Here is a 689-nt window from a genome sequence, read left to right as displayed (position 1 = left end):
GTGCGGCGCGCAGCACATCGAACAATCGGTCTCGCCCCAGCTTGATACCTCGTCCGGCGAGTTCGGGGCCGAGCAGATGATGCAGTTTTCGTGTCCCAAGCCTCGGCTGGCGAAGCCGGACGTCCCGCACGAGGGCGGTCACGCTTGCCGCTTCCGAATCGCGACGCTTCTCGAACCGGCAACGCTTGTAATACGCTTGCCGGCTGATGCCCATATAACGGCAGGCCCGCTCGACGCTCAGCGTTTCGATCCGCTTTTGCCCGACGACCTGCCCGAAGGCTTTTTTACCGTGATCCCGTAATCCTTGCGCATCACGTCAAGCACAGCCTCGAACAACGCGGCCTTCTCCCGCGCTTCGCGCAATTGCGTTTCCAATTCCCTGATGCGCTGCTCTGGTGTGAGCGGCTTTGAGTCTTCCTTCGGCATGGCCCAATCCGATTGCGCACGGCCGGATGGATCAGCCCAATCCTGCAAGCCGTGCTTGCGTAACCATACCAGCACTGTCGAGCGACCCTGAATGCCGTAGCGCCGCTGCGCCTCTTTGTACGTCAGTTCGCCTTTTTCGACCTGCTCCACCACCGACAGCTTAAAAGCCAGACTGTAGTCCCGTTGCGTCCGCTTGATCCCTTGCTCCACTTGCCACCTCTTCAATTCGTCGAAAAAGTGTCAACCTATTTCAGGACCGGTCA

General features: G+C 59.5%; 1 pseudogene. It reads right to left on the bottom strand.

The window, feature by feature from the left end:
* A pseudogene (locus tag P0D70_RS36720) lies at nucleotides 1-636 on the bottom strand (helix-turn-helix domain-containing protein); the annotation flags it as partial.
* Between the last annotated feature and the right edge of the window lie 53 nt (nucleotides 637-689).

Origin of the sequence: Paraburkholderia sp. RL17-381-BIF-C, from assembly GCF_046026435.1 — a bacterium.
GTDB lineage: Bacteria > Pseudomonadota > Gammaproteobacteria > Burkholderiales > Burkholderiaceae > Paraburkholderia.
Note: the sequence above shows the minus strand (reverse complement) of the source record. Positions and strands in the feature narration are given on the sequence as shown.